This window comes from Aminobacter sp. P4_D5, assembly GCF_056401815.1.
Map to the genome: position 1 here is coordinate 1 of NZ_JBFUIP010001065.1, position 590 is coordinate 590.

The following is a 590-nucleotide window of genomic DNA, read 5'->3' on the forward strand; positions in this document are numbered from 1 at the left end:
GTCTTGAAGGGCTGGAGCTGCTCGTTCTCCAGCGCGGTGTAGACCGTGAGGCGCGTGCGCTGCTGCGCGTCGGCGGGGGCCGCGATGGCGCCGAGCAGAAGCGCGCCGGCTGCGGCGAGGAAGCGATTCATGGGGGGCTCCTTGGACGTCGGGCGGAAGTTGCGGGCAGCCCGGAGCCTAAACCATGACAGTTTGGTGACACCTGCGAGAATCATGCGGTTGCCGAACGATCCGACGTCCCTGGTTACGCCGGAGGCAGGTTTTCCTGCCCCCCCGCTCCGAAAACGGGCAGCTCAGACCAGCTTGCGCTTCCGCGACCGCGCCGGCGGATCCATCGGGATCATCATCCCGCTCGCATCCAGCCCCAGCCGCGCCAGCAGCTTCGCCTGCTCGATCGCGCAGCGGTAGCCTTCCAGCACCGGGATGTCCCAGCCGGCCTCGCCCAGCCGCTTCTGCAGGAAGGGCTGCATCCAGTAGGCTGCCGAGCAGCCGAGGATCAGCACCTCCGCGCCATCCTCCTGGATCGCGGCCTCCGAGGCCTCGAAGGCCGCTTCCAGCATGGCACTGTGCTCGCCGGCCAGCGCCTTCGC

The 590-nt window shown here is 68.8% G+C and carries 1 pseudogene; it reads right to left on the minus strand.

The features are described 5' to 3' along the window. Nucleotides 1-293 precede the first annotated feature (293 nt). Nucleotides 294-590, minus strand: a pseudogene (locus AC1DWF_RS36680) (hypothetical protein); the annotation flags it as partial.